The 21023-nt window shown below is 51.9% G+C and carries 19 protein-coding genes; 15 read left to right on the top strand and 4 right to left on the bottom strand.

The features are described 5' to 3' along the window. Positions 1-54: 54 nt before the first annotated feature. Positions 55-2334 (top strand): type I DNA topoisomerase, encoded by a 2280-nt coding sequence (gene topA / locus FHP88_RS05910; RefSeq protein WP_144358087.1) that lies wholly within the window; start codon positions 55-57, stop codon positions 2332-2334. A gap of 4 nt (positions 2335-2338) precedes the next feature. Here the strand turns inward: topA and FHP88_RS05905 are convergent, their stop codons facing one another. Continuing rightward, on the bottom strand, positions 2339-3817 hold the full coding sequence (locus tag FHP88_RS05905; RefSeq protein WP_144358086.1) for a diguanylate cyclase domain-containing protein: 1479 nt from the start codon (positions 3815-3817) through the stop codon (positions 2339-2341). 73 nt (positions 3818-3890) lie between these two features. Then, on the bottom strand, positions 3891-4298 hold the full coding sequence (locus FHP88_RS05900; protein ID WP_144358085.1) for a MerR family transcriptional regulator: 408 nt from the start codon (positions 4296-4298) through the stop codon (positions 3891-3893). Between the two features lie 349 nt (positions 4299-4647). Between FHP88_RS05900 and FHP88_RS05895 the strand changes: the two genes are divergently transcribed. The 5 genes from FHP88_RS05895 (at position 4648) to FHP88_RS05875 (ending at position 11395) form a co-directional block, all read left to right on the top strand. Then, the gene (locus FHP88_RS05895) at positions 4648-6000 is read left to right on the top strand and encodes an efflux RND transporter periplasmic adaptor subunit (protein ID WP_144358084.1); all 1353 of its coding nucleotides are present in this window, start codon (positions 4648-4650) and stop codon (positions 5998-6000) included. Further along, on the top strand, positions 5997-9119 hold the full coding sequence (locus FHP88_RS05890) for an efflux RND transporter permease subunit (protein ID WP_144358083.1): 3123 nt from the start codon (positions 5997-5999) through the stop codon (positions 9117-9119). Before FHP88_RS05895 ends, FHP88_RS05890 begins: the two co-directional genes overlap by 4 nt. Before the next feature lie 108 nt (positions 9120-9227). Continuing rightward, the gene (locus FHP88_RS05885; protein ID WP_144358082.1) at positions 9228-10076 is read left to right on the top strand and encodes a class I SAM-dependent methyltransferase; all 849 of its coding nucleotides are present in this window, start codon (positions 9228-9230) and stop codon (positions 10074-10076) included. A 98-nt stretch (positions 10077-10174) separates the two neighbouring features. Further along, positions 10175-10666: an NlpC/P60 family protein gene (locus tag FHP88_RS05880; protein WP_144358081.1), complete on the top strand. Its 492-nt coding sequence runs from the start codon at positions 10175-10177 to the stop codon at positions 10664-10666. A gap of 24 nt (positions 10667-10690) precedes the next feature. Further along, positions 10691-11395, top strand: coding sequence for an MOSC domain-containing protein (locus tag FHP88_RS05875; protein ID WP_144358080.1), 705 nt, complete (start codon positions 10691-10693; stop codon positions 11393-11395). Here FHP88_RS05875 and FHP88_RS05870 read toward each other — a convergent pair. Next, positions 11384-11737, bottom strand: coding sequence for a hypothetical protein (locus tag FHP88_RS05870; RefSeq protein WP_144358079.1), 354 nt, complete (start codon positions 11735-11737; stop codon positions 11384-11386). The genes FHP88_RS05875 and FHP88_RS05870 overlap by 12 nt on opposite strands. Before the next feature lie 244 nt (positions 11738-11981). Here FHP88_RS05870 and FHP88_RS05865 point away from each other — a divergent pair, with 244 nt between their 5' ends. Beyond that, complete coding sequence (locus tag FHP88_RS05865) at positions 11982-12335, top strand: GFA family protein (RefSeq protein ID WP_144358078.1); 354 nt, start codon at positions 11982-11984, stop codon at positions 12333-12335. A gap of 54 nt (positions 12336-12389) precedes the next feature. Here the strand turns inward: FHP88_RS05865 and FHP88_RS05860 are convergent, their stop codons facing one another. Next, positions 12390-13757 carry an MATE family efflux transporter gene (locus FHP88_RS05860; RefSeq protein ID WP_144358077.1) on the bottom strand — a complete coding sequence of 456 codons (1368 nt, stop codon included), beginning with the start codon at positions 13755-13757 and terminating at the stop codon, positions 12390-12392. Positions 13758-13848: 91 nt separating this feature from the next. Between FHP88_RS05860 and arsN2 the strand changes: the two genes are divergently transcribed. The 8 genes from arsN2 (at position 13849) to FHP88_RS05820 (ending at position 21019) form a co-directional block, all read left to right on the top strand. Next, a complete protein-coding gene (gene arsN2, locus FHP88_RS05855; protein ID WP_144358076.1) occupies positions 13849-14280 on the top strand; it encodes an arsenic resistance N-acetyltransferase ArsN2 in 432 nt (143 codons plus the stop codon). Between the two features lie 89 nt (positions 14281-14369). Beyond that, on the top strand, positions 14370-14930 hold the full coding sequence (locus FHP88_RS05850; RefSeq protein ID WP_144358075.1) for a DUF1285 domain-containing protein: 561 nt from the start codon (positions 14370-14372) through the stop codon (positions 14928-14930). A 12-nt stretch (positions 14931-14942) separates the two neighbouring features. Next, positions 14943-15578, top strand: a complete 636-nt coding sequence (locus tag FHP88_RS05845) for a lysophospholipid acyltransferase family protein (protein ID WP_144358074.1) — start codon at positions 14943-14945, stop codon at positions 15576-15578. A 40-nt stretch (positions 15579-15618) separates the two neighbouring features. Then, positions 15619-16002: a lactoylglutathione lyase gene (gene gloA, locus FHP88_RS05840; RefSeq protein WP_144358073.1), complete on the top strand. Its 384-nt coding sequence runs from the start codon at positions 15619-15621 to the stop codon at positions 16000-16002. A 117-nt stretch (positions 16003-16119) separates the two neighbouring features. Continuing rightward, entirely contained in the window at positions 16120-16317 is a 198-nt protein-coding gene (locus FHP88_RS05835) for a hypothetical protein (protein WP_144358072.1), read from the top strand. A gap of 45 nt (positions 16318-16362) precedes the next feature. Then, entirely contained in the window at positions 16363-19110 is a 2748-nt protein-coding gene (locus FHP88_RS05830) for a sensor histidine kinase (protein ID WP_144358071.1), read from the top strand. Positions 19111-19113: 3 nt separating this feature from the next. Then, positions 19114-19479: a response regulator transcription factor gene (locus tag FHP88_RS05825; protein WP_144358070.1), complete on the top strand. Its 366-nt coding sequence runs from the start codon at positions 19114-19116 to the stop codon at positions 19477-19479. A 58-nt stretch (positions 19480-19537) separates the two neighbouring features. Further along, positions 19538-21019 (top strand): DUF294 nucleotidyltransferase-like domain-containing protein, encoded by a 1482-nt coding sequence (locus FHP88_RS05820; RefSeq protein WP_144358069.1) that lies wholly within the window; start codon positions 19538-19540, stop codon positions 21017-21019. Positions 21020-21023: the final 4 nt, after the last annotated feature.

Raw genomic sequence — 21023 nt, 5'->3', positions numbered from 1 at the left:
GATTTTATGCTGTCCGTGCTGATAATTTTGCTGACAACTTACTGAACAAATCCGATGAAGCTGGTTATTGTAGAATCACCTGCCAAGTGTAAGACAATCAAAAAATACCTGGGCTCCGAATATGAAGTCCTGGCCTCCTATGGTCATGTGAGAGATCTGGTCCCCAAAGAGGGGGCCGTCGATCCGGCCAACAACTTCAGCATGAAATACCAGGTGATTGAACGTAATGACCGGCATGTGCAGGCCATCGCAAAGGCCCTGAAAAAGTCTGACACCCTGATTCTGGCAACGGATCCGGATCGCGAAGGAGAGGCCATCTCCTGGCACCTCTATGAATTACTTAAAAACCGCAAGCTTCTGAAAGATAAACAAGTTCAGCGTGTTGTTTTTAACGAAATAACCCAAAAGGCATTGCAGGAAGCCGTGACCAAACCACGCGACCTGTCAATGGATCTGGTCAATGCCCAGCAAGCACGCCGGGCGCTCGATTATCTGGTCGGATTCAATCTCTCACCACTACTCTGGAAGAAGATTCGGCGCGGCCTTTCCGCCGGCCGGGTTCAGAGCCCTGCCTTGCGTATGATTGTAGAACGCGAAGAGGAGATCGAAGCCTTTGTGGCCCGCGAGTACTGGACCATCGAAGCAGATCTACTCAAGCAGGAACAATCGTTTAGTGCCAAGCTGACCCAGTACAAAGGCAATAAACTCGAGCAATTTGATATCAATAACGGCGATTCTGCCAACGAAGCAGAACAGTTACTGATCAATGCTGCAAAGGGTGCACTGACCGTTGTTAAAGTCCAGAAGAAACAGCGCAAGCGTAACCCTGCCGCGCCGTTTACCACCTCCACTCTACAGCAGGAAGCCTCGCGCAAGTTGGGCTTTACTGCCCAAAGAACCATGCGTACAGCGCAACAACTGTATGAAGGAATCGACACCGGCAGTGGCGCCACTGGTCTGATTACCTATATGCGTACCGACTCGGTAAACCTGTCAGAAGATGCCATCCAAGAGCTGAGGGGCTTCATCAGTGAGACTTATGGGGCCGATCAACTGCCGAAAGAACCTCGCCTGTACAAGACCAAGGCAAAGAATGCACAGGAAGCGCACGAAGCGATTCGTACCACCTCCATTTTGCGCCTACCCAATGAGCTCAAGGCCCACCTGACCAAAGACCAGCATCGGCTCTATGAATTGATCTGGAAACGTACCGTTGCCTGCCAGATGATTCACGCCACAATCGACACCGTGGCGGCCGATCTCTCCTGCGGGGAAGGCAACACCTTCCGGGCAAACGGCTCCACCATCGCCAACCCCGGGTTTATGGCGGTCTATATGGAGAGCGTGGACGATGCCAAGAAGGATGACGGTGATGAAAAACTGCTGCCACCGCTGAAAGAGGGCGAGCAGATCACACTGAGCAAGATCCGCCCCGAGCAGCACTTCACCGAGCCACCACCCCGCTACAGCGAGGCAAGCCTGGTTAAGGCGCTGGAAGAGCATGGCATTGGCAGGCCCTCCACCTATGCCTCCATTATCTCCACGCTGCAGGATCGGGAATACGTACAGCTAGAGAAGAAGCGCTTCTATCCGACAGATGTAGGTCGGGTCGTTAACAAGTTCCTAACCCAATATTTCACCCGGTATGTGGACTATGACTTCACCGCCAAGCTGGAAGATGAACTGGATGCCATCTCACGGGGAGAGGAGGATTGGATTCCGCTGTTACGCCAGTTCTGGTCTCCCTTTAAGGAGCGTATCGACCACACCGAGGAAAATGTCAAACGCAGCGACGTGACTCACGAAGCCCTGGATGAGGCCTGCCCCACCTGCGGCAAGCCACTCTCTATTCGGCTGGGGCGGCATGGCCGCTTTATAGGTTGCACAAACTACCCGGAGTGTGACTACACCCGTGATCTCAATGGCGACAAAAAAGAGCAGGAAGCACCGGAGATTGTAGAGGGAAGAAAATGCCCTGAATGCAACTCAGACCTGGTGATCAAGCGGGGCAAATACGGCAAATTCATCGGCTGCACCAACTACCCTACCTGCCGACATATTGAGCCATTGGAAAAGCCGGAAGACACTGGCGTCGAGTGCCCCAAGTGTGCCAAAGGCACCCTCATGAAACGCAAATCCCGGCGGGGCAAGATATTCTACTCCTGCTCGACCTACCCCGAGTGTGATTATGCCACCTGGAATGAACCTATTGCAGAGCCCTGTCCAAGTTGTGGCTGGCCGGTACTCACCATTAAGACAACCAAACGTAAGGGAACCGAAAAGGTCTGCCCGCAGAAAGAGTGTTCATTCACGGAGCCAATGGAAGAATCCTGATGGATCAACACTCATCAGTTACACGCTCGACATAGCGATAGTGCACCTGATTCTTGCCTTCATCTTTGGCCTGGTAATGCGCCGCATCCGCAGCGGAAAGCACTGACGCCAGTGTACCGGTATTGTCGCCAATAGGCGTAACACCAATACTGGCCGTAATCTGGCAATTGCCGTTTTCCACCGGAATCAGCATACCCCGAATGGCTGTAGCTATGCGCTCAGCCATTAATCGTGAGCAATCAGCGGAACAGTTCTCCAGCAGGACCACAAACTCATCACCGCCAAGACGGGCAACCGTATCCCGGCTACGTACGTGAGAGAGCAACAGATCAGACAAACTTCGCAACACCAGATCACCGGTCGCATGTCCGAACTGATCGTTAATCAACTTAAAATCATCTAGATCGATAAACATCAGGGCGTGTACCTGTGGCCGTCCTTCTCGTTTTGCGTGTTGAATAGCCTGCTCCAGCCGCTGCTCAAAAGTGCTCCTGTTGATCAGACGGGTCAGGCCATCATGCTGTGCCAAATAGGCATATCGATCACCAGCCCCTTGCTCAGAATAGGCAGCAGCCACAACCAAACCGGTAAATGACGCCATCCAAATCAGACCCAGATTGAAGGTCATGTTGACTAGCACCGACGCCTCCTGAAGGTGCGGCGGTGCACTAGTCATGAGTATCATCACGGCTACCAGCGCCCCCATCGCCAGCACTGTAACACCCTGACGCCCACAGTAGAGGGCTGCAAAAACAGTCAAGGGAATGACTGCGAAGAGCACGATACTGGATTGGCCGGTTGTGGTATCAATAAAACCCAACAGCGTGGCCGCAGTGGCGCCACACAGCAGGACAAATAGGGAGAGCCTATTTTTGGCGGGGATAATCTCCTGGCCAGTGGTCACCCAAACCAATAAAAAACCCGTAATAATCAGGCAGCCAAGGCTATTCGCCAACCACCAAACCAACCAAATCTGCAGGAGAGCCCCCCCACCAGGCAGACTGTTAGAGAGGCCAACAACACCGGCTGATGCAGCCAAAAAAGGACCGAACAGCCCTCCCATACCAACAAAGAGCATGACATCACGAATCCTCTCCAGCCTGGGGTTAAACCCAAACATCCTTAACAGCAGGGCTGGCAGAAAAGCTTGAAGTGTTGCGCCAATAACAACACCCAGCACCATAGACTGCGGTAGCCCTTGCTGGATCGCCAACAACGCCATACCCAGAAGCGCGACCAAAGCGAACCGATAGCCCGCCAGCAATACAACCACCAGCGCCAGCCCGGAAGGAAGCCAAACGAGCGGTACAGCTAAAGCATCTATCCTGTAATATGGACTCAACAGACCAAGGAGGTAATAAAGCAGACCACAGAGAATAATCAGCAGAAGAGAAATGCCAAGATTATTTCTGCTGGCTAGAAACAGCCGATTCCAAGTGGGATGAATTACAAAAGCGGCCTCTGTTTCCATTTCAAACGTCACCCTGACGTATCCTGACCCAGGTGGAGGACTGCATCACCCGGAGTTATTGCTCCAATGGCGGTATCAGGTGCAACTAATCCAGCAGGACCTGGATAAAGTCACACGCCTGATCACCACCCTCCTGAGGGCAGGCTGTAAGCAATTGCTCAAGCTTCTCCCGCTGCCGATTCAACACCTCATACTGCTCGGTGATCGCTTGATGCTGCTTTCTGATACGGGCCTGAACGCTGGCACAATCGATCGCATTCGCCTCGATATAACAGAGCTTTAAAAGATCTGCCACGGTGCGCAGAGAGAAGCCAAGATCACGACAGTTTTTTATAAAGCGCACCTTCTCAACCATCTTGGGTGGATAGAGCCGATAGCCTGATTTATTTCTCGGTGGCCCTTCGATCAACCCCTTCTGTTCATAAAAGCGGATGGTTGATACCCCAATTCCAGCTCGCTGGGCGAGCTGTCCGATTGTCAGCACTTCATCCATAAAACTCCCTTTATGGCTAATCAGTTCAGTAATAGTTTTTTCTGACTCTACGGCCTAAACCACCTGCAAGGTCAACCCAATTTATAGCGTAAACTTCATCCATTTGTACGAACTTTTCAGTAATGAAAATTATTCGCAACCATAGCGCCATGTTTGTGACAAATCACATAAACTATCAGCTGCCCTTCCCGTCACATTAGTCAATACTAAATTGTTTTTGATTTTTCGCATCGCATGCATATAACCTGATCGCCTAGAATCAATTCCAGTCTCACTGGAACCTCTCTGGCTGAGTGTCGTCAGAGTTGACCTATCACAACACTAATTTTCTCTTCCGGAGTCCCTGCTCATGACCGCCACCCGAAAATGGGTCATCCTGTTACCTATCGTTGTCGGCGTTGCCGCCCTGATGATGCTGAAAAAAAACAGCCTTCCACCCGTACAGGAAGAGAAACAGGAGCCGGCAGCTCTGGTAAGGGTTATTGATGTACCCTTGCTGACCGTCATACCCAAAGCGAAAGGCCATGGCACGGTAAGGCCCAGCCGCAGCTGGGAGGCCGTTGCCCAGATCAAGGGCAAGATCGTGCACAAGCATCCGCAGCTGCAAAAAGGCGCCATTCTCGAAGCGGGGACACTGATACTAAAAATAGACCCGGCCGACTATGAGCTGGCCATTGCACAGACCGAGGCCGATATTCAAGCAACGACGGCACAGCTCGATGAGCTGCAAGCTAAAGCCACCAACACCCAGGCCTCACTCAAGATTGAGCAGGCCGCACTGGGGCTCAATCAGAAAGAGCTTGAGCGTAAAAGAGCACTCGTCGGCAAGGGCGGCATCAGCCGGTCCGACCTGGAGAGCCAGGAACGATCACTTCTAAGCCAACAACAGAGCGTACAGACCCAGGTCAACACATTAAACCTGTTTCCCAGCCAGAAGGCCCTGCTAGAGGCCCAGCTGGCACGCCACAACGCCACGCTGGCCACTGCACAGAGAAATCTGGCTCACACTGAAATCCGACTTCCCTTTACCAGCCGGATTGCAGAGATCAATGCTGAGCAGGATCAATACGTCCGGGAGGGGGGTGTTCTGGCCATCGCCGACGATCTGGACAAAGCCGAGATAGAGGTTCAGATTCCCATGAATCAGATGAGCAACCTGCTCACCTCAACCCGAACCATCGATATCCTGAACCTTGATCCTGCTGAAGCGAGGCAAGCAATAGGCCTAACGGCTGAGGCAACCTTAAAGGAGAACGGGGTGGCGGCCACCTGGGAAGCGCGCTTTGCCCGTTTGAGTGATACCTTGGACCCCAAGACACGTACTGTTGGCGTCATTGTGGAAGTGGATAAACCCTATGCCAATGTCATACCAGGCAAACGCCCGCCACTGGTAAAGGGTCTTTTCGTGCAGGTGGTTATATCCGGCACACCGCAACCGCAGCGTCTGGTGATACCCCGCTCAGCCCTGCATGAAAATCACATCTACGTGGTCAATAACGAGCAGCGCCTGGAGATCAGAGAGGTACAGCCCTCCCTTTTGCAAGCGGAATACGCCACCATCCAAAACGGCCTTAAGAGTGGTGAACAGGTAATTGTCTCTGACCTGATCCCTGCCGTTGAGGGGATGTTACTCAAACCGGTTAAGGATACGACCAGCCAGGAACGGCTGGTAACTGTCGCCAGTGGAAGGCCATCACTATGATCGCCTTTTTTGCCAGACACCCCACAGCCGGCAATCTGCTGATGTTATTTCTTGCCGTATTGGGCCTTACAGCCCTCCCAGGACTACAGCGAGAGACCTTCCCTGACTTTGCGGCTCAACAGCTGCAGATCACCGTGGCCTACCCGGGTGCCAGCGCCGAAGATGTGGAAGAGGCGATTTGCCAGCGCCTGGAAGATGCCATCGATGGCGTCAGTGATGTGGCAGAGATGAGCTGTGAGGCCCGCGAGGGGGTCAGTATTTCAGTCGTTGAAATGGTGGAAGGCGGCGACATGGCCCGCTTTATGGATGACATCAAGAGTGAAGTCGATGCCATCAATACCTTTCCTGATGAGACTGAGCTACCGGTCATAAAAGAGCTGGGACGCACAGCCAACGTGGTGGCAATCGCCATCACTGGCCCCATGTCTGTCAAGGATCTCAAGGCCTATGCTGAACAGAGTAAAGATCGATTACAGCGCTTACCACAAGTCTCACAAGTCGAAATAAACGGCTTTTCCGATCACCAACTGCGCATTGAGGTACCGGCCCAGGCGTTGCGCCAGTACGGGATCAGCATGTCCGATGTCGCCAACAGCGTGAAGCGTCAGGGCATTGACCTTCCTGCCGGCTCCCTCGACACGGCTGATCGCGACATGCTGATACGCTTCACTGATCTGCGAAGAACCCCCTCAGAATTAGCCGATCTAATCGTAGTAAGCGCTAACTCAGGTGCAGAGATCCGCTTGGGTGATATCGCAACGATCCAGGATCGCTTCCAACTTGATGAAGAAAAAATCCTCTTCAATGGCGAGCGTGCCGCACTGCTACAAGTGATCAAAACCAAGCAACAGGACACCCTCAAAGTGATGGATGCTGTCTCCCGTTTCATCGACTCGGATCTGCGTCCCTCGGCCCCTAAGGGAGTGGCATTTCATATCACCCAGGATCGCTCATCAATTGTTAAAGACCGTCTAAGTCTGCTGCTAAAAAATGGCGGGCAAGGATTGATTCTGGTCTTTCTAGTGATGTGGCTCTTCTTTCAGGGGCGCTTCGCCTTCTGGGTTGCCATGGGACTCCCCATATCATTTCTGGGCGGCCTGTTCTTTATGAGCATCCTTGGCCTCACTATCAACATGATCACCATGGTGGCCCTACTGATCGCCATCGGATTGCTGATGGATGATGCCATCGTCATTTCTGAAAACATCGCCACCCAACTGCGTAAAGGAAAGGGGGCGATGCAGGCCGCCATTGACGGCACCAGCCAAGTATCACCCGGCGTCATCTCATCTTTTCTGACTACCGTCTCCGTGTTTGGCCCACTGGCCTTCTTATCAGGCAATATGGGCAAGGTGCTGCAGTTTATTCCGATGGTTTTATTGCTGGTCTTGGCGGTCAGTCTTATTGAGGCCTTCCTGATTCTTCCCCATCATCTGGCCCACTCGCTCAAGCATCACGAACAGGAACCGAGTCGATTTCGTCAGGCCTTTGACAGCAGACTGATCCATTTCCGTGACAACACCGTGGGGCATCTCGTGGATTGGGCCATCCATCAACGCTACTGGTTCATTGGCCTAGTCATCGCGCTATTTTTGCTCAGCGTCGGCATGCTGGTCGGTGGAAAGCTTAAATTCCAGTCCTTTCCAGATATTGAAGGGGACATCATTGAAGCACGCATCCTGCTCCCACAGGGCACACCCCTGTTACGCACAGAAACGGTTGTTGAAAAGATAACTCAGGCTATCAAAGAGGTGGACGACCACTTCTCCCCCATGCAGCCTGACAATAATCGCCTGGTACGCAACATCCAGGTGCGTTTTAACACCAATCTGGATGCCAATGAAACAGGCCCTCATCTGGCTACCGTGACGGTCGATCTGTTAACCGCAGAAGCACGAAATGGTCACCTCGATGACTTCATCAATCTATGGCGTGAAAAAGTTGGAGAGATACCAGACCTGATCGCCCTCAATTTTAAAGAACCGACCATTGGCCCAGGCGGCATCCCATTGGAGTTGCGCCTCACCGGCCCCAATCTTAATCAACTCAAGCAGGCTTCACTTGAGCTGCAGACCTGGCTTAGCCGTTATCGCGGAGCCTTTGACCTGTCTGACAACCTGCGCCCCGGAAAACCAGAACTCCGTTTACGCCTGAAAGAGGGTGCTTTATCACTGGGATTGGATGCCACTACGATCGCCTCTCAGCTGCGTGCCGCTTTTTATGGCACCATCGCCAGTGAGATTCAGGTAGGACCAGAGGCCTATGAAATCGACATCCGCCTCGCCGCTGCTGACCGTACTACGCGAACCGACCTTGAGGCATTTCGTATTACCACGACCTCAGGTGATCAGGTCCCGTTAAATACCGTCGCCCACATACAGGAGGCGCGCGGTTTCTCCCGCATTCAGCGAGTCGATGGGGTACGCACAGTTACGATACAAGGGGACCTCGATACTCGCATCGCCAATGCCCGCGAAGTGATCAATCACACCCTTGCCAACTTTATTCCTGATCTGCGCTCCCGCTACCCCGCTATTGAGGTAGCCATTGAAGGAGAGTCAAAAGAGAGTGCCAAGACCGGTAGCTCAATGCTGCGCGGCTTTAGCATCGGTCTAGTGGGGATCTTTATACTACTCAGCTTCCAGTTTCGTAGCTATGTGGAACCGCTCATAGTCATGTCTATCATCCCGCTGGCGCTGATCGGCGTGATCTGGGGGCACCTGTTGATGGGGCTTAGCCTAACCATGCCCGGCGTCATCGGCTTCACATCACTGGCCGGCATCGTTGTGAACGACTCGATCCTGCTGGTCGAATTCCTCAAGCTCAGGGTCAGAGAGGGCTACCACATCGTGGAAGCAGCGAAAATGGCCAGTAGGGACCGCTTCAGAGCCGTATTACTGACATCCGTAACGACCATAGCCGGGCTCATCCCCTTGTTATTGGAAAAAAGCATGCAGGCACAAGTGCTGGTGCCACTCGCTACCAGTATCGTGTTCGGCCTGCTGACCACCACACTCCTTGTTCTACTGGTGGTACCTGCATTGTTCAGCATACTGCATGACCTCGGCATCTCAACTACGGCAAAAGAGCTCAAAATAATGGAAGATGAAAAGGCCTAATCGCGTACTAAGACGGTAGATCAAACCACATTCCGGGCTTTCACAATCGCACCGGTTAGTACAAACTTAGGGGGCGTAAAGATGATCCATCTCTGGAGTTAAACGGATATGAAAGTAACCTGGGAATCAGCAGACGCCTATGAGCTCTATATGGGCCGCTGGAGTCGACTTGTTGCAGTACAATTCCTCGAATGGCTGGACCCTGCAGATGGTCTGAAATGGCTTGACGTAGGCATTGGTACCGGCACACTCAGCGATCTCATTCTCAATAAGTACAAACCGGCTGAACTCTACGCAATTGATCAGTCTGAGAGCTTCATCAAGACGGCACAAATGCGCTTGCGCAAAGATATCCAGCTCCAAGTCGGTAACGCCATGGATCTGCCTATCGACGATGATGCTGTCAACATCACCGTCTCAGGGCTGTTGTTAAACCTGCCCCCAGAACCGGAACTGGCGCTGAAAGAGATGGTTCGGGTAACGGCTAATAATGGCACCATTGCCGCCTATGTCTGGGACTATTCCGGAGGCATGGAGATGCTCAACTATTTCTGGGAAGCGGCCGTTGAACTTAATCTGATGGCGGACCTCATGCATGAGGGCAAACGTTATGATCACTGCGACAAACCAGCCCTCAAACAACTCTTCGTCGATGCCGGAATGACCGATATCGCGGTAACTTCGATCGAGATCATTCAACAGTTCGCTGATTTCGACCAGTTTTGGGATCCCTTCCAGGCAGGACAGGGGACTGCACCCACTTATCTGCTCTCACAGAAAGAATCCGAGCAAACGGCTCTTCGCGACCTCGTTAAAACACACCTGCCGATCGCAGAAGATGGCTCAATCAAACTCCGGGCACGCGCCTGGGCAATTAAAGGGGTTGTTACAAAACTGGCCAAAGAAGAACCCGAAGCGGAGCGCGCGCCTGCCGACGAAGGGGGATCAGATGACTGAGAACAGCGCATCATTTTCATAACCCGCCAGGGATTTATTCTTCACAACGCTCAAATCGTTGCTATGCTCGTTGTTAAGATCCTGAAAGGTAATGATTTATGATCAGACGGGTTATTTTAGTACTGCTTGTATTTATATTGTCAGCCTGTACAACAGCTGAAAAGCGAACAGCGCAGCCGGCGTTGCAGGCTGACCATTCGAGCATTATGCAGCATGAGCAGGATGAGATCCTTGAAGCACTTTACCGGCAGCATCAGGAGTGGCAGGGGACCCCTTACCGGCTCGGAGGCCAAAGCAAACGCGGGATAGACTGCTCTGGATTTGTCCAATTGACCTATCAATCGCGATTGGGAATTCCTCTCCCCAGAACCACAGAACAGCAAGCGACAGTTGGATTGGAGATTCATCAGGAGCAGTTGCATACCGGCGATCTGATCTTCTTTAGGATTAACCGACACACCCGTCACGTGGGTATTTATCTGGACAACAATCGCTTTCTGCACGCCTCAAAAAGCAGTGGGGTAATGATCTCTGAGCTCGACAGCGCCTACTGGCAATCCGCCTATTGGAAATCTAAACGCATACTATAAACAATTTAACGCCAGACACGCTCAATGAACACACTCATACTGACCGGTGTAACGGTTCCGCTAAACGGCGGGGTCTCCAGCGCCATCAACAAACAGCCGATCACCACTCGAACGCACTGTACGGCCGACGGATTGACCGATGATGAACAGGCCGATCATCGGCATCACGGAGGACCCGATCGTGCGTTGCACTATTACCCGCAGGAACATTTTGCTTATTGGGAGACATTCTGGAAAGCGATGCAACTATCCCCCTCACCCACCCCCTTCAAACCGGGTGCCTTTGGTGAAAATCTTTCGGATTCCGGTTTGACTGAGGAACAGGTACATATCGGTGACATCTTTAGCTTGGGAGAGGCGGTGATCCAGATCAGCCAACCACGCGCTCCCTGCTTCAAGTTAAACATCCGTTTTGGTTATCCCCAGATGTCGCTGATCATGCAGACTTTGGGTAAAACAGGTTGGCTTTTTCGTATTCTCCAACCCGGTATCGTACAGCCTGGAGATCAACTGACCAAACAACATGAGGACGAGGCCAGACTTACGGTAAAGGCGTGCCTGGACACACTCTATAACCAACCCTTTGGTGCAGAACGACTCAACCTACTGATCGGGCACTCCGCCCTTTCAAGAGGATGGAGACAGCACGCCTCGAACTGGATAGACAACACCCTAGCGGATGACTGGAGTCGGCGACTCTTTAATCAGACAGACAGCTCAGATGGATGAGAGCAGTGGCGTTACACGCCTGATCCAACCACAGGACTCACAGCTACAGCACTCAGTTTCATGATCAACACGTGCTAACTCGTAGTTAACGTACTCATATCCAAACGCCAGTAGTTTTTTCAATTCGCTCGACGAGGCATCCTGCAAATTTTCGGCCGCCAGTTTGTCGCTATGAGACTGGCACTCCAATGCATAGAGGCAATCCACACAATCATCTACCTGCTCACTGAACCGGTAGTGCTGGTCACAGGATTGCGCTTTAATCTCCCGCTCCATCAACAACCGAGGATAACTGAGGGCCGCTATAACGCTGTCACGTTCACCCCTAATGCATTCAGACATCACACACTGCTCCACAACGCTGTATAACCGCTCAGCAAACAATACCTGTCACCCTAAACAGTTTCGCTAGACCTTTAAGTCACCTGCCTGTCAACCAGGATTCTTAACACTATAGTAAGTGTAGTTTATTTAAAAAGAACTCTAGCACATGGATTCCAGACCGTGATTGATCTGATACAGTTACGGGGTCAATATCCTGGCCCAGCAAAAACCGCATCACTGGAAAAGAGACCGAGGAGCACACATGACCACTTATAGAGGACGCTGCCACTGTGGCGATATCCAATTCTCATTTGAACATGACGAGATCCACACCGGACTACGCTGTAATTGCTCCATCTGTGTGAGAAAAGGGGCCGTGATGTCTGACTTTACGCTAGCCGCCAAGGATCTCCAGATTGATGCAAAGCCCGGCAGCCTTAGCCTGTATAAATTTGGCAGCGGCGTGGCAAAACATTACTTCTGTAAACAGTGCGGCATCTATCCCTTTCATGAAACATTACGCATGCCTGGGCATTTCAGAATTAACCTGGGCTGCCTTGAGGGGTTTGACGCCTTCAGTGTGGAAGTAGCGCTGTTTGACGGCAAGAGTCTCTAATCCCTATTGAAAACACCCTTGCCACAGACGCATTGTGGTTAAGAGGGTTACGTATTATGTTGCGCTAAACTGTGTGTGGAGAACTTTCTTTCTGCCAACAAGAAAAAGACGCGTATTCAACAACAGCGCGGCAAGGGTGAGCCCCACCACCAACCCACCCCAAAGCCCCTGCGGCCCAACACCCCAATAAATCCCGATCAACCAGGCCACGGGAAAGCCCACAGCCCAGTAAGCGACCATGTTAATCACCATCGGTACTGCGGTATCTTTGAGGCCTCGCAGGGCACCGGAACCGGCCACTTGCAGCCCATCTGAGAACTGGAACAGGGCGGCGGCAAAGAGCAACGAAATTGCCATCGCCGTCACTTCCGGGTCGTTTGTATAAAATGCCACGATCACATCCGGGAAAAGCAACAACAGCGTGGCTGATAGCGCCATGATCCCACCTGACAGCACAACCCCCAGCCATCCCCGGGCAACAGCCAATCGAACATCACCGGCCCCGGCGGCATGTCCTACCCTAATAGTAATGGCCTGGGAAATACTCAGCGGCAACATAAACATCAAACCCGCATAATTAAGTGCGATTTGATGGGCCGCCATCTCAACCTTCCCCAATGTTCCCATCAGGACAGCCACTGCACTGAACATACCCACTTCCAAAATGATCGCAATCGCTATGGGCAGACCCAACTTAAGGATACGCCAGATCTCGCGTGAACGAGGTGCATGAAAATGACTGAACAGTGCCAACGACTGAAAGCGCCTGCCAAAGCGAAGATAGCCAAACATCATCGCGGCGCCCAGCCAGAGACCGATTGCCGTTGAAAGGGCCGCACCCGCCGCACCCATGGCAGGAAAACCCCAGCCACCATACATAAACAGATAATTCCCCAGAACATTCAATGGCAACAAGAGAAATTGAACGAGCATCACGGGCTTGGTATTGCTGAGTCCCTCATTCAGGTAGCGCGGGGCAAGATAGAGGCAAAGTCCAGGCATACCCCATGCACTCACCTTAAGGTATTCGCTGGCAAGCGGGGCAATCTCCGGATCTACATTCAGCAATGGCAGCATGGCCGCAAGACCGTAAGTGATCGGCACCGCGACGATCCCAACCAGCATGGCCACCCAGAGTCCTTGGTGAAACTCGTCTGCAATCGCCGCTTCATCACCGGCACCGTTGAGATGGGCGACCAAGGGTGAAATCGCCATGACCGCACCAATACACCCCAACAGCATCAAGGCCCAGAGCGAAGAACCCAGCCCCACTGCTGCAAGCACAGCTGCACCCATCCGCCCGGCCATGACGGTATCAATAAATCCCATGCCCATTTGTAATAGCTGGGCCACGGTCAATGGCCCCGCAAGCAGTAGGGTTCCTACAGCCTCTCTTTTCCATAAAGACCATTGGAAAGACATAACAAATACTCTAAATAAATAGCTTCATGGGTATGTGCCGATTCAAACCGAATAGGCTAAGATCATTTCAGAACAGGCATTGTGCTTACACATGAAAATTATACCTATCCACAATACTCAGCAGATCAAACAACTTCTCATCTCGGCCAACCTGCCTACAGATGATATAGATAAACACACGCCCGCCCACTTCTTTGCTGTCAAACATCGGTCTGAGGCCGTTGCACTGATTGGCATTGAATATTATGGGGAAGACGCTCTGCTCCGCTCGCTTATGGTAAAACCTGATTACCGCAATCAGGGTTTAGCAAGCCAGTTGATCCAGGCAATCGCACAGGAGGCCGTGCAGCAGGGCGTGCAACACCTCTATCTGTTGACCACTACAGCCGGCCATTTCTTCTCCCACAAAGGGTTTGTCACTATCCGCCGAGACGACACACCACCTACCATCAAGGCGACCCGTGAGTTCTCTCATATCTGCCCAGCAAGCGCCACCATTATGTACAGGGATCTGAATGTTTAGATTGTTTACCTGGATTCAAGCGTGGGTTTTCAGCTACGCTTTAGGAAAAGTTGTTACATTTGCAAGTGAATTACAGACGATCAGAGACCATGTCCAGACTTGACGAACTACTGGGTGAGATCCAATCAAAAGAGGCCACCAGCGCAGCAAAAAAGCCCTGGAATCCGCAACACTGCGGGGATATCGATATCCGAATTGCTACTGATGGCACCTGGTACCATGAAGGACGACCCTTCCAGCGGGCCAGCCTGGTGAGCCTGTTTGCCTCGGTATTAAGACGAGAAGCGGATGGTGAATACTATCTGCTGACACCGGCAGAAAAGATGCGCATTCAGGTCGATGATGCCCCTTTTGTAGTAACCCAAATGGAACACATTATCGAACAGGGTCAACCCACCCTTCTGTTCACGACCAACCTCGACGAACAGGTAATTGCGGACGCCGCACATCCCATTCGAGTAGAGTTTGACCCTGTTACCGCAGAGCCCCGTCCCTATATCCATTGCCGTGATAATCTGGATGCCTTGATCAATAGAAATGTTTATATGGCGTTGGTGAATATTGGCACACTGTTTCAACAGGATGACGGCACTCACCTGGGTGTAAGTAGCCAGGGAGTACGATTTGATCTTGGTTCCGTTGAAGGGTAACTGATCTCCACCATGCGCCGTTCCACTATCAACCATCAGTGTCACACCACCAGTCTGATCAGTTACTGGGTCGGACGGATATTGTTGAGCATTCTGGGCTGGAAGGTCGAGGGCGAAGTCCCGCCGGGCTGTAAATTTGTACTGGTTGGTGCTCCCCATACCAGCAATTGGGACTTTCCGATTGGCCTGGCTACTCTTTACGTTTTCAGACTGCATGTCACTTGGGTTGGTAAAGACACCCTGTTCAAATGGCCCTTTGGCGGCTTTATGCGTTGGCTGGGTGGCATCGGTGTTGATCGAAGTCATCCGGCGGGTGTTGCCGATCATCTCGCCAACCGCATCAAGGATGCGCAGAGTATGGTGCTGGTGATTACACCCTCGGGGACCCGAGGAAAACGTGAATACTGGAAATCCGGTTTTTATCGCATCGCACTCGCGGCCGATGTGCCTCTGCTGTGTGGTGCGCTCGATTACCAATCCAAGACCGCCCGCCTCGGCTTAAGCTTCAAACCCACCGGTGATTTAAAAAGCGACATGGATCGAATTCGTGACTACTACAAAGATATGTCAGCCGCATATCCTGAAAACGCCACTCCAATTCGTTTGCGCGAAGAGGATGATCTGCCCTTACCCAATAAAGACTCTTAGTGTACCTTCAAACCCACTTTTCAGATAAGGCCATAAACTCATGCGACTCTTACACACCATGCTTCGTACCGGCAACCTACAGCGCTCCATCGAGTTCTATACCCAGATCCTGGGTATGAAGTTGCTTCGACAAAAAGATTACCCTGATGGAGAATTTACTTTGGCCTTTCTCGGCTATGGTGATGAATCCGAGCAGACCGTGATTGAACTGACCTATAACTGGGGCGTTGAATCCTATGAAATGGGTAACGCCTATGGCCACATCGCCATTGAAGTGGATGATGTCTATCAGGCTGCCACGAAGATAAAAGAGGCTGGCGGCGTAATCTTACGTGAAGCAGGCCCAATGAATGCAGGTACTACTATTATCGCTTTCGTTGCAGACCCTGATGGCTATCCAATAGAGTTGATTGGATCCAAGTAAGCGCATAACGAGCATCCCTCTTTCCCCTGCACTGTGCTGGCCGATCAATGAATTTACTGCACACTAGATTCTATTGCCTATACTAAAGGGAATAAAAGCAACAAACAGGGTGAAGGAGTGAGGCGATTAATATTAACCAGCCAGCGCTTGGCCGCTGTGTTTTTTGTGGGAATGCTCCTGCTCTTCTCCCCTATTGTCACCCTCTTTGATCGACCAGAATTATGGTTCGGCATACCGCTTCTTTATCTGTATCTGTTCAGTGTATGGGTTCTACTCATTGCCAGTATGGCGTTTGTCATTGGGGGAAGAAAGTGAATCCGTTAGGCGCATTATATAGTCAACACAGCTGAGGCATAGCAAATGCTGGGTGGCCCTTTAATCATTGCTACCTCATTTTTCTATCTTGGCCTGCTATTTGCGGTGGCCTATTGGGCCGACCGACGCGCAGACCAGGGGCGCTCTGTTATAGCCCACCCCACTGTCTACGCACTGTCGCTGGCAGTCTATTGTACCGCCTGGACCTATTATGGCAGTGTCGGTCGTGCCGCCCAAAGTAACATCGGCTTCCTGCCTATCTATATCGGCCCCACACTCGGTGCCGCGCTCTGGGTATTCCTGCTGCTGAAGATGATCCGGGTGAGTAAATCTCAGCGCATTACTTCCATTGCCGACTTCATCTCTTCACGTCATGGCAAGAGCCATCTACTCGGCGGTCTGGTCACCATCATTGCTGTAGTCGGTATCGTCCCCTACATTGCACTACAACTAAAGGCCGTTTCCAACAGTTTTACCATCCTGATGCACTACCCCAACATTACTATGCCAAGTAATGTTACAACCCTACCGGTTTGGCAGGACACGGCGCTCTATGTCGCCCTCTTACTTGCACTGTTTACCATTCTGTTCGGCACACGGCACCTGGATGCCAGTGAAAGACATGAAGGGCTGGTAGCCGCCATTGCATTTGAGTCGATCATCAAGTTAATTGCTCTGACAGCTGTCGGTCTGTTTGTCACTTTCGGGCTCTATCATGGCTTTGCCGATGTCATGCAACAGGCACAAAAGGCCGGACTGCTCAAACCGATGTTTGAGTCCTCCTCAGTATCCAAACTCAACTGGTTCAGCTTCTCTTTTCTATCCGCTATGGCGGTGCTGTTACTGCCGCGCCAATTTCAGGTAGCGGTGGTTGAGAACAGCAGCGAGCGACACATCTCTCGTGCCGTCTGGCTGTTTCCCCTCTATTTGCTGCTGATCAATATCTTTGTCTTGCCAATTGCAATGGCCGGTCTGCTGGCATTCCCCGACGGTAGCGTTGACGCCGATACCTTTGTACTGACCTTACCCATTGCACACGGCCAAGCGTGGCTGGCAATGCTCTCGTATCTGGGGGGTTTATCTGCTGCCACCGGCATGGTGATTGTCGAGACGATCGCACTCTCCACCATGGTCTGTAATGATCTGGTCATGCCGCTGTTATTAAGACACTGGCGTACTCGTACCGCTCCGGTGGATATGACCTCCGTACTGCTACTGGTCAGGCGGAGCGCAATTTTCGGCATTCTATTGTTGGGCTATACCTATTTCCGGGTTGCGGGTGAGGCCTATGCCCTGGTATCAATCGGCCTCATCAGCTTCGCGGCCGTAGCGCAATTCGCACCGACCATGATCGGCGGCCTTTACTGGCGTGGTGGAACACAGGCTGGCGCACTGGCCGGACTGGGTGCTGGGTTTTTAGTCTGGGCCTATACCCTGCTGCTCCCCTCTTTTGCCAAATCTGGCTGGCTGCCTACCTCCTTTCTGGAATTTGGACCGATGGGAATCAACTTGCTAACGCCACAGGCCCTTTTTGGCCTGAGCGGATTTGACGAGATTACCCACTGCCTGTTCTGGAGTCTGACCGCTAACGTGGGCGCTTATCTCATTGTGTCCCTCTACAAACCACCCAATGCCGAAGAGACTGCCCAGGCCAGCCTGTTTGTGGATGCCATGAAATACGATCGTCCTGCCGTCGGCTTATGGCGTGGCAATGCAGAAGTCGATGCATTGAAACAGCTGGCCAGTCGGTTTCTCGGTAAGGCTAAGGTCAATACCGCTTTTTCTGAGTTTTACCAGAAGAAAGGAACACACTACGATGCCACACAACCGGCCGATGCTGAGACCGTGCACTTCGCCGAGACCTTACTGACGGGTGCAATTGGCAGTGCCTCTGCAAGAGTCATGGTCGCTTCGGTTGCACAAGAGGAACCCCTTGGTCTTGATGAGGTAATGAATATCCTCGATGAGGCTTCACACATTCGCGCACACAGCAAGGCACTGGAGGAAAAATCGCGCGAACTGGAGCAAGCCACCGCTGAACTACGCGCTGCAAATACCCGCCTGAAGGAGTTGGATCAACTAAAAGATGATTTCATGTCATCGGTCACGCATGAACTGCGCACACCACTCACATCAATACGCGCATTCTCAGAGATGCTGCATGATGATCCCAAGATTCATCTGGAAGACCGTAAGCGCTTTCTCAGTATCATTGTCAGCGAAACAGAACGCCTGACACGCCTGGTCAATCAGGTACTGGATCTGGCCAGTATTGAATCAGGACGCGGTGAATGGACAACCGGTGAAGTCACTCTTTCCGTGTTAATACTCCAATCCATCGAAGCCACTGAACAACTCTTCCGTCATAAAAAGGCCATTGTCGAAACAGACATTCCGATCAATGACACACCTGTCTGGGCAGATGGTGATCGGCTCATGCAGGTGATGCTTAATCTGCTTTCCAATGCCGTCAAATTTATACCTGCAAATACCGGAAAGGTCATTGTAAGTTTGACCAGTGATCACGACAGTTATCGCGTCAGCGTAACAGACAATGGTCCTGGCATTGCCAGGCAGAAACATGAAATTATTTTTGAGAAATTCCAACAAGGGGACGATGTGAACGGCGCCAACCCAATGGGAACAGGGCTTGGATTACCGATCAGCCGTCAGATCATAGAACATTTCGGTGGGCGTCTCTGGGTCGAGAGTACGCCTGGTAGTGGGGCTACATTCCACTTCACGATCCCTAGAGCGTTAGCACCCATAATGCATCATGAGAAACAGGACTGAGCAATGACACAACACATACTGATTGTTGATGATGAAAAAAACATTGTTATCTCGATTGACTATCTACTTCGGCGCGAAGGCTTCGAGGTATCGGTAGCCCATGATGGCGAAGAAGGTTTGAATCTTATAAAAAGCCAACATCCCGATCTTGTTTTACTCGATGTCATGATGCCGAAACTCAACGGCTTTCAGGTTTGTGAGTTGGTAAAACAAGACCCTGCATTGGCATCGGTACGCATCATCATGCTAACAGCGAAGGGACGCGATGCTGAAAAAGAGAAAGGGCTGGCCCTTGGCGCTGACGCCTATATCACCAAGCCCTTTGCGACGCGGGATCTCGTAGCCCAGGTCAAAGCCTTGCTTACATGAATAATGCATAGACAGATCTGACACGGCATCTGCATAGTACACAAGAGGATATCCTGTCATGGATAACAACAGAGATGACATCGCCGAGATGATGGGTGGATACAGCCAAGCTTCTGGCCCCGGCATGGTAGAGGGCCCTCTGCGCTATCTGGTTCATCGCCCACCGCTAACACTGCCACCTTACGCCACTGTCCGCGAAGCGTTGGCCATGCTGAATCAGATGCAAGCCGAAACCCTGGTCATCGTTGATAGTGAATATCATCTGCCATTGGGAATCGTCACACTTAATGATCTGGTCTATGCCATTACCCTCGATGGAGGGGGGCTGGATGAACCTATTGCCAGCATGATGACAGCAGCCCCATTGAGCCTCCCCGCTGATGCACCAGCACATCGAGCCACCGTCCTCATGGCCAAACGCGGCATTCGCCACGTGGTGCTTCTTGAGCCCGACGGGAGTCTGTATAACGTTATCTCTCGTGCAGATCTATTTGGTCTGCGCGGCGGCGGTGCTGATGCCCTTGCTGAAACAGTTACTGCCGCGCTTGATGTTGAAAGTATGGCGAATGCGGCAGACGCCATTCGCAAGCGAGGGGCAGAGCTTTTCACGGGCGGCATGAGTGCCGAGGGTATCTGCCATTGGATGTCTGCGTTGAATGATCTGGTGGTCATGCGCATCATCGAACTGATTGAGGACGAGTTTGATCTTCCGGCCATACCCTGGTGCTGGATGGTAATGGGTTCAGAGGGACGACTGGAACAGACTTTCTCCACCGATCAGGACAATGGACTGATCTTTCTGGCGGATGACGAAACAGAGGCCGCCACTCTGCGTGATGCCTTTCTACCTTTCGCCCGTGCCGTTAACAAAGGACTCGATGCCTGTGGCTTCACACTCTGTCGTGGCGGCATCATGGCCAGTAATCCAAAGTGGTGTTTAAGCCTAGACGAATGGAAGACACAATTCACTCACTGGATGCGTGTTCCCGACCCAAAGGCACTACTTAACAGTAATATCTTTTTTGATTTTCGACCGCTCTACGGTCGTTATGAATTAGTGGATGAGCTGCGTAACTGGTTACTTCCACAACCCCCTGAGCATGCCCGTTTCCTGCGTGCACTGGCTGAAGAGGCATTGACCTGCTCACCACCACTGGGCTGGACGGGTGGTTTCATCTACGACGGCGACATTGAAAACCCTCACAGCATTGATCTAAAGCGTTTTGGTGCCCGCCCCTTTGTAGATGCCGCGCGGATCTGGAGTCTGATGTATGGGGTCTGGGCGACTAACACAGGCGATCGCTTGCGTGCTGTGGCTGAACCGCTCAATCTTTCTGCGGAACAGATCGCCGGCGAGGTAGAATCATTCTATCTCATCCAACGATTTCGCTTTCGCCAACAGATCGTTGCAGAAGATCCGGATGATGTTAACCGTGTTGACCCCGATGAACTGAATGAACTCCACCGTCTAATGCTGAAAGAGGCGTTCAAGCAGGCCAAAAAACTGCAACTCCGTTTAAAGCTGCAGCATGGCCTGTGAATGA

This window comes from Sedimenticola selenatireducens (assembly GCF_007625115.1).
Classification (GTDB): domain Bacteria; phylum Pseudomonadota; class Gammaproteobacteria; order Chromatiales; family Chromatiaceae; genus Sedimenticola; species Sedimenticola selenatireducens_A.
The sequence above is the reverse complement of the archived record's forward strand: the minus strand, read 5'-3'. Positions and strand labels throughout refer to the sequence as shown.

Excerpts from the sequence above, each read along its gene's own strand:
- FHP88_RS05895 (WP_144358084.1), top strand. The coding sequence starts at position 4,648 with ATGACCGCCACCCGAAAATGGGTCATCCTGTTACCTATCGTTGTCGGC.
- FHP88_RS05870 (WP_144358079.1), bottom strand. The coding sequence starts at position 11,737 with ATGTCTGAATGCATTAGGGGTGAACGTGACAGCGTTATAGCGGCCCTC.
- topA (WP_144358087.1), top strand. The coding sequence starts at position 55 with ATGAAGCTGGTTATTGTAGAATCACCTGCCAAGTGTAAGACAATCAAA.
- FHP88_RS05850 (WP_144358075.1), top strand. The coding sequence starts at position 14,370 with ATGTCCAGACTTGACGAACTACTGGGTGAGATCCAATCAAAAGAGGCC.
- arsN2 (WP_144358076.1), top strand. The coding sequence starts at position 13,849 with ATGAAAATTATACCTATCCACAATACTCAGCAGATCAAACAACTTCTC.
- FHP88_RS05830 (WP_144358071.1), top strand. The coding sequence starts at position 16,363 with ATGCTGGGTGGCCCTTTAATCATTGCTACCTCATTTTTCTATCTTGGC.
- FHP88_RS05825 (WP_144358070.1), top strand. The coding sequence starts at position 19,114 with ATGACACAACACATACTGATTGTTGATGATGAAAAAAACATTGTTATC.
- gloA (WP_144358073.1), top strand. The coding sequence starts at position 15,619 with ATGCGACTCTTACACACCATGCTTCGTACCGGCAACCTACAGCGCTCC.
- FHP88_RS05890 (WP_144358083.1), top strand. The coding sequence starts at position 5,997 with ATGATCGCCTTTTTTGCCAGACACCCCACAGCCGGCAATCTGCTGATG.
- FHP88_RS05880 (WP_144358081.1), top strand. The coding sequence starts at position 10,175 with ATGATCAGACGGGTTATTTTAGTACTGCTTGTATTTATATTGTCAGCC.
- FHP88_RS05845 (WP_144358074.1), top strand. The coding sequence starts at position 14,943 with ATGCGCCGTTCCACTATCAACCATCAGTGTCACACCACCAGTCTGATC.
- FHP88_RS05860 (WP_144358077.1), bottom strand. The coding sequence starts at position 13,757 with ATGTCTTTCCAATGGTCTTTATGGAAAAGAGAGGCTGTAGGAACCCTA.
- FHP88_RS05885 (WP_144358082.1), top strand. The coding sequence starts at position 9,228 with ATGAAAGTAACCTGGGAATCAGCAGACGCCTATGAGCTCTATATGGGC.
- FHP88_RS05900 (WP_144358085.1), bottom strand. The coding sequence starts at position 4,298 with ATGGATGAAGTGCTGACAATCGGACAGCTCGCCCAGCGAGCTGGAATT.
- FHP88_RS05865 (WP_144358078.1), top strand. The coding sequence starts at position 11,982 with ATGACCACTTATAGAGGACGCTGCCACTGTGGCGATATCCAATTCTCA.
- FHP88_RS05820 (WP_144358069.1), top strand. The coding sequence starts at position 19,538 with ATGGATAACAACAGAGATGACATCGCCGAGATGATGGGTGGATACAGC.
- FHP88_RS05875 (WP_144358080.1), top strand. The coding sequence starts at position 10,691 with ATGAACACACTCATACTGACCGGTGTAACGGTTCCGCTAAACGGCGGG.